Source organism: Neorhizobium sp. T6_25 (genome assembly GCF_002968555.1).
In the GTDB taxonomy this organism is placed as follows: Bacteria; Pseudomonadota; Alphaproteobacteria; order Rhizobiales; family Rhizobiaceae; genus Neorhizobium.
The window spans coordinates 319,801-325,800 of the sequence record NZ_PVBL01000005.1; the positions used below are offsets into that span (position 1 = coordinate 319,801).

General features: G+C 54.7%; 9 protein-coding genes. 6 read left to right on the forward strand and 3 right to left on the reverse strand.

Going from position 1 to position 6,000, the window contains the following annotated elements; translation table 11 throughout:
• Positions 1-392: 392 nt before the first annotated feature.
• Both C5L10_RS09790 and C5L10_RS09795 read left to right on the forward strand, forming a co-directional pair.
• On the forward strand, positions 393-770 hold the full coding sequence (locus C5L10_RS09790) for a hypothetical protein (protein ID WP_105429471.1): 378 nt from the start codon (positions 393-395) through the stop codon (positions 768-770).
• Positions 770-1,099: a hypothetical protein gene (locus tag C5L10_RS09795; protein ID WP_105429472.1), complete on the forward strand. Its 330-nt coding sequence runs from the start codon at positions 770-772 to the stop codon at positions 1,097-1,099. The genes C5L10_RS09790 and C5L10_RS09795 overlap by 1 nt, the downstream gene beginning before the upstream one ends.
• Position 1,100: 1 nt before the next feature.
• Here the strand turns inward: C5L10_RS09795 and C5L10_RS09800 are convergent, their stop codons facing one another.
• A complete protein-coding gene (locus C5L10_RS09800; protein ID WP_172716967.1) occupies positions 1,101-1,712 on the reverse strand; it encodes a hypothetical protein in 612 nt (203 codons plus the stop codon).
• 879 nt (positions 1,713-2,591) lie between these two features.
• Here C5L10_RS09800 and C5L10_RS09810 point away from each other — a divergent pair.
• Complete coding sequence (locus C5L10_RS09810) at positions 2,592-2,969, forward strand: hypothetical protein (RefSeq protein WP_105429475.1); 378 nt, start codon at positions 2,592-2,594, stop codon at positions 2,967-2,969.
• Here C5L10_RS09810 and C5L10_RS09815 read toward each other — a convergent pair.
• Entirely contained in the window at positions 2,950-3,393 is a 444-nt protein-coding gene (locus C5L10_RS09815) for a hypothetical protein (RefSeq protein WP_172716968.1), read from the reverse strand. The two genes, C5L10_RS09810 and C5L10_RS09815, sit on opposite strands and share 20 nt — an antisense overlap.
• 77 nt (positions 3,394-3,470) lie before the next feature.
• Entirely contained in the window at positions 3,471-4,175 is a 705-nt protein-coding gene (locus C5L10_RS09820; RefSeq protein ID WP_105429477.1) for a hypothetical protein, read from the reverse strand.
• Between the two features lie 232 nt (positions 4,176-4,407).
• On the opposite strand from C5L10_RS09820, the gene C5L10_RS09825 reads away from it, so the two are divergent.
• The 3 genes from C5L10_RS09825 (at position 4,408) to C5L10_RS34725 (ending at position 5,914) form a co-directional block, all read left to right on the forward strand.
• The gene (locus tag C5L10_RS09825; protein ID WP_245447963.1) at positions 4,408-4,995 is read left to right on the forward strand and encodes a hypothetical protein; all 588 of its coding nucleotides are present in this window, start codon (positions 4,408-4,410) and stop codon (positions 4,993-4,995) included.
• Positions 4,996-5,073: 78 nt separating this feature from the next.
• Positions 5,074-5,724 (forward strand): DUF4189 domain-containing protein, encoded by a 651-nt coding sequence (locus C5L10_RS09830; RefSeq protein ID WP_105429479.1) that lies wholly within the window; start codon positions 5,074-5,076, stop codon positions 5,722-5,724.
• Between the two features lie 58 nt (positions 5,725-5,782).
• A complete protein-coding gene (locus C5L10_RS34725) occupies positions 5,783-5,914 on the forward strand; it encodes a hypothetical protein (RefSeq protein ID WP_256384677.1) in 132 nt (43 codons plus the stop codon).
• Positions 5,915-6,000 lie beyond the last annotated feature (86 nt).

The window sequence follows — 6,000 nt, forward strand, 5'->3', positions numbered from 1 at the left end:
GACGTCGCTATCGGCCGTTTCGGAGATGTCCACTCCTGGGCCTTGGTCGGCGGCCGCTGCAGCCGATGCGAACGCGAGGGTTGGGTAGATCGTGATTGGCTTGAAGCTCGATATCCGTCGTCAGTGATCAGCACGCTGCTCCCAAGCTCAGGTGCCGGAAATGCGGCAGCAAAGGCGGTAATCGCTGGATCGTTGGAAAGCCACCGCGATAACGAATAAGTTCTCCAAAGGTCTAATTCCAGAACTCATCCATTATAGGCTTAACTCCAGGTAGCACTGTTACAAATCGGGGGCAGGAAGTTTGCCCCCGATTTGTAACAGTGCTATGATTTTATTTTGTTTTATTGTCAGAATTCCGGCGTTAGGTCATTGAGTTTAATAACGAAATTAATATGTTCTTCACCGCCGGGATTCATCCTGTGCGTGCAAACGATCAGGAGCCTGTCATGTCGAACATCTTTACTTCTCGCGATCCTGCTACCGCCGTCGTGGCGCAGACCGGTGCGATGTTCACGATGCTCGCAGCTGGTGCCGTCAACGCTCACATGAGTGGCATCCAGGCCATGCGGCAGGCTCGCGAAAGCAACAACAGTCACGTTCTCCGTAGTCAGCTCGACGCCGCTATCGCCTACTCCGAAACTCTGATGCAGCTGGCAGAAAACCAGGCAGCTGAAATCGTGCGCCTGAAAGCCGAGAACGAGCGTCTCAAAGTCACGGCCCGCACTCACTATGAATCGGCTCGCCGCTTGGCTGCAAAGGTTGCTGCATAATGGATATTATCGAAGCTATCGACTTGTGGATCACCCAGCGTTTATCGACGAAGGAGGTCTATATGATCACAGGCTTTCGGTCGGTGAAAGAACTGTCCGACGAAGTAAAATTTGATGCGCACGACCGTGAGAATGAACTGGAGATGGCCGACATGAGTGCTTTTCACGCTGCAGTCGAAGCGGACGAGCTGGAAGCCGAAGCTCGATACCGCTTTCACCATTTCCTGCAGGAGCATCCGGACCGCGTCGACGATTGCGTCCGAGCGCTGCGGCACGAAAAAAAGCGGCAACTGATCGAAATAGGCCGCCGCTTTTCTAAAGCTGCTTAACTTATTGTAGACCGTATGCGGGCGGGTGAGTTGGCGAGAGCTGGCTCGCCCGTTTTGCTGCCAAGCGATGAGCAAGGGTCGTCGCATCGTTTAGTTTTGGCTGACCGACAGACAGGATCGCCGTCAGCGATTGAGGCTTCCCAGTCAGCGCGTCAGCTACTCTCCGCTCGGAGGCCTCCGCAACGATCCGTAGTTGGTCTTCGTGCAAGCCGACCAACCAGTCGATCTGCTCCGGCCGTAGCAGTGACAGGTCTGCGAGGATGCGGTCGTCTTTGTCCATGCTCGCAAAAATCTGGGCTTGTTGCGCAGGGCTGCGTGTCATCAGATTGTCGACTGCTTTGACTTCGCCGACGGCTAAGTCCTCTGCCCGCTGGAGACGCTCGGGTTCTGGTAGTGCCATCTCCAGATTCGGGACGGGAGCGGCTGGAGCACCAGCGCCGCCTCCAGACAAACGACTAGCAAGCCAATCTAAAAAGGCGGTGCCTGCGCTCAAGCTTGCGGCCATAAACCGGATGACTGCTTGGATAAGTGCGAAAATAAATCTCATGTTGAAGGTCCCTGACTTCTCGTTATCTGAGAGCTTGATCATGATTTTCGGCGGTGAAATAAACAAATTGGCCGACTATCCCATAGGAAGACCGCACGATCTCGCCAGACAACTATTTCGCGGTCGCCGTCGAATGGGTAAAGCGCCGGTCAAAGTCGCAGCTGAAGCCAGCGTTTCTCGTGCTCGATGACAACGGCGACCAGCTATTCGAGTGCCAGTGGCTGTGGCAGGCGTCATGTCTCGCTGACGTTGAAGGCACATCCTGGGTCGCGACACGGACGGGCCGCTGGGCATTGTCTGATGGGTTCGATGACCGAGCACAACGTCGTTCGCGCCTGCGTAGACTGGTCCGGTCTGGGGTCGTCAGCAAGGATGAGATTTGTGACGTCTTCAACTTCGACCACCACAGCTTAGTCGATTATCAACTCGAAGGCGTGGACTGGCTGTCGACGCCTGACGATCTGAGGCTGAGACTCCTGGAGGCATACGCGGTCGAGCAGATGGGAGTAGCAGCTTGAACGGCTTGATCGAGCGCGAATACATTCCCTTCATCCTGCGCGGCGATTAGCTTGTTCGAGCACCGCTTTCGCAGCTCCATGAACTGGCCGAAAAACGGCAAGCTGTATGCATTGGCATCCGATGAGGAAGCAATCGAGCGGTGCAAGCAGATGGCTCTAAAGCCCCCCGACGAGCGAGCCGCTGAAAAGGCAGCCCGTGAAGCATACTGGGAGAAGATTAGGGTCAAGCAGACTGCGATGCCCGTGCTGGCTGTTGAGGAACCTACTCCGCCTGCACCACCGGTCCGAAGGTTTACGGTCCCACCGGCAAGACGTCGACCGCCGATGCCAGCTCCTCGGCGAAAAGCTTGAAACCCGAATAATCACCGTTATGTCTGCGCGACCTCGGAAATCTCCGGGGTCGTTCTTTTTTGTGAGGAGTAATGGAATGACGAAATTCAGTGTCAGCGACAAACGTCTCAAGAACCTCAATGAAGCGGCAGCGGCGTTTACTGCGGTATGCGGGAGTCAACACTACACGGATGCTATTAGGTTTACGCTGCGACAGCTGGTACATCGAGAAGAGCATTGGGATAGTCAGCTTCTCCTGGTCGATCTCGATCAGCGTCATCTTTCATCTATCTTTGAGATCGGACTGCGGCGATATGATTTTCTCGCCTACGTCGGCGACAGCTTCAAATTCGATCACAAGTTCCGGCACTATATCGAGCAGGTGTTGGAAATCTTGGCGCTGGAGCAGTTCTTCGTGCTGAAAGGTAAGTTGATCGCTGCCGAGGGAGATGCCTTCAGCGGTCAGCCGAATTAGTTCGGTTCGTTCGCGATCTTGAAAGCCGCGTCGTTCCTGGCTTTGCAGTTCTTCGCGTATGCAAACAGAGTGCCGCGAGCGTAGCCTTCGCAACAATCGACTGACCCTCGGCACGGACGTTCTCGACCAAACCGAGTATCTTCTCGATGGTGCTATGAGCATCATGACTGTCTAACAGCGGCATGCGTGGCACGCGGCTGTAATCCATATTGGCGGCTGGAAGCACCTCATCGGCGTCGACACACTCGACCAAACCAAATTCGTCCGGGAGAGCGCCGGGCTTAGGGACCCAGGTGCAAACCGGAGTTTCGGTTGTGACGGTGATATCGAACGTGCCCTCGGCCTCGTCAACGGACACAGGCTCACCGGCAAATGCGCGGCGCTGCAGGTCCATTGACCGAAGTCTGAGTTTTCCTTTGATCATGCATGCTCTCGAAAATCAGTATCGAGAACAGCATGCGCATCGGCGTCTGCGAGATTCGATGATAGGTCCCAGGAAAGTTACATGGCCGATAAAAGTTTCTGTGCGACCAATGAATTTGCGCCGAAAGCTTCACCATTTTTCAGGTCTGTGAAAGTGCCGATGATCTTGGGATCGGGTGAAAGCAGGCTGAAAGTGTCCAGCATAGGACCACCCGAGAGGCCGGAGGGTTGGGGTACAGCCTCCAGCCGATTGCCGGTGAAACTGCTTTTATTCCGACGCCTGGTGTATCTCACGGCGACAAAGCCCTGACCCTTGGACGCACCCATCCTGCTATCGGTATGTATCCGGACTGCGGGCTTGAGGGTGCTTCCGCTCCGTCTGAAGTCTCGGGCGAGGTATCCGGCGATGGTAACCAGAGGGATCGGTGTTTTCGGCAGCGCGACGATGCCCACGGGCAGCTGAGGTTTTGTAGCAAGTTCGTCTGCGAAGAACGAGGCCACGTCGAAATACGGTTCTTGGAAAATCTGCCGAGGAACAGAGTTGATGTAGTGAAGCTTCCCGTCCCAAAAGAAGCTCTTTTCACCAGGGTCTTCGGTCCCGCTCTCACCATAGAGCGTATGCTTTGCGGTGATGACGACGGGGCGATCCCGATGTCGTACGAGATATCCGGTTCCGACTTGGGAAACGATATCGGGGCTATGAGGGTGGTCTGCGTAGATGGCGACGAGGGATGGTTGAATTTTAAGGCGGAAGGCGGCGGCCAACTGGATGAACGGTGACATAGGAAATCAATCTGGTTGCGATCATCGAGACATACCGCAACCAGATTGAAAATTTCCCAATTCTATTCGACGCCAGCCGATATCGCTTCGGCCTGAGCGGGGTCGTTCGCCGGTTGATCGAAACCGCCGAAACTGCTGCCTTGCTTTCCAGGCTGGTTGAAATCGCCCCTTGTCAGATCAATAGCAGATGTATATATCATAGCTACGAATTAACGAGGGAAGGATAATCGCCGTGGACCACATCGATTTCGATCTGAAAGGCTTCACCTACGACCCGCAACATTTTCGCGAACTGCACGAGTCAGAACTCGGTCAGGCGATTTACGCTTTCATGACGCACCCGGTGAGCGTTGTCCGAATGCAGACCGCTACCGAGTTGGAACGTGTCGCTGTCGAGCCGCTCGGCAAGTATCTCGTCAAGGAATTCGGAGAAGACGTCGTCGATGACCGCGTGAAGCAGCATATCGGGCATATTGCGAGACAGATCATGGAATACATCGGTTATCAGCACGACCGCAAAGCACTCCAGATCACGAGGCCTGGCCTTTTCTCATCCGGCAGCACCTATCGGGCCGACGCGAAGCCTGAGATGCGGATCACGGCCGAACAGCGGGCGGCATGGTTGAAGAATACGGCGGCATCACCATTCAATAAGTGGCTGGACGGCCAGGTGAAAACCGATGGGAAGCTCGATCTCGACAAGCTGTATGCCGTCGCCAAGGAACATGGCGTCGAGAAACGGTACGATCACCTCAATCCCGGCCAGCAGCGTCTGAATATCGGCGTCCTTTTGCGCAAGAAGGTGAAGATCGAGGCTTGATGCGGTCGAGAGGTTGCATCGAAATCACTGGAAACCTCGCAGTCATCATGTAAATTTGCGATAGGGTTTGGGGATTACATGGACGACTATATCTCGCATGACACGCCACCGAAGCAAGCGAAGGCTGCGCCAGAGAACTCTGTGAGCGTCGGTTGGTGGAGAGGTTCAGGGCTCAAAATCAGGATTGAGGTCGGGGCAGCGGTCATCACAATTATCGGGGGACTTATCACACTCGTCCCTCCGATAAGGGACGCGGCAACATACTTATTTTCACAAAACCCCGCCCAATTGGTCACGGCCCCAGTTCCAACCCAACCGACTCCAACAATACCGGTGAAATCTGAGCCGAAAGACAAGGTCATCGCTTCTGAGTCTTCTGAAACCTCCACACAGGCAAACCGGGCAATATTCGGCGCGGCGTCGCTCAATTTAAAAACCGGAACGATCTACGTTATTGCCAACCAGATCGACCCGGCCGCCGCAACCAAAATCTCTATACGCATGTGTGGCGACGGCTGTCAGCCTATCACGACTTTTCAGAACCAGTGCTTGAGCGTGGCACGAAGGTCTGGTGAGGGCATCAAACCGGACAACTGGGTGTCCGCGATGGGCTCTTCTGCAGAAGAGGCGGACGAAGTCGCTTTGCAGGGATGTACCGAGAGGATGGGAAGCTGCAAAATTCGGTTAAACATTTGCTCGCCGGAAAGCATAAGAACGGGGAAGCAGTAGAAATTTCAGCACCAGAGGGGCCTGGTCAATGCTGACACTACGGAACCTCCTATAAAGCATGCAAAAGCCCACCAAAACCTTTGGCCTGGACGAGCCCGTCGACCTCTATCGAAAGCTGCTGTTCGATATCGAGCGGCTGCGTGTCGGTAGTAAGCGCTGTCCTGACCCCACCTTCCGGATCATCACTTGATCATTGATGTTCAGCCTCGAAAGAGGGCTTGGACATATGTCGATTTCAGAGCTTACGCTTAACTCCAAGGATGAGCCGGTCCACCG

Coding starts and splice junctions, on each gene's coding strand:
- C5L10_RS09790 (WP_105429471.1), top strand. CDS start 393: ATGTTCTTCACCGCCGGGATTCATCCTGTGCGTGCAAACGATCAGGAG.
- C5L10_RS09795 (WP_105429472.1), top strand. CDS start 770: ATGGATATTATCGAAGCTATCGACTTGTGGATCACCCAGCGTTTATCG.
- C5L10_RS09810 (WP_105429475.1), top strand. CDS start 2,592: ATGACGAAATTCAGTGTCAGCGACAAACGTCTCAAGAACCTCAATGAA.
- C5L10_RS09815 (WP_172716968.1), bottom strand. CDS start 3,393: ATGATCAAAGGAAAACTCAGACTTCGGTCAATGGACCTGCAGCGCCGC.
- C5L10_RS09820 (WP_105429477.1), bottom strand. CDS start 4,175: ATGTCACCGTTCATCCAGTTGGCCGCCGCCTTCCGCCTTAAAATTCAA.
- C5L10_RS09830 (WP_105429479.1), top strand. CDS start 5,074: ATGGACGACTATATCTCGCATGACACGCCACCGAAGCAAGCGAAGGCT.
- C5L10_RS34725 (WP_256384677.1), top strand. CDS start 5,783: ATGCAAAAGCCCACCAAAACCTTTGGCCTGGACGAGCCCGTCGACCTC.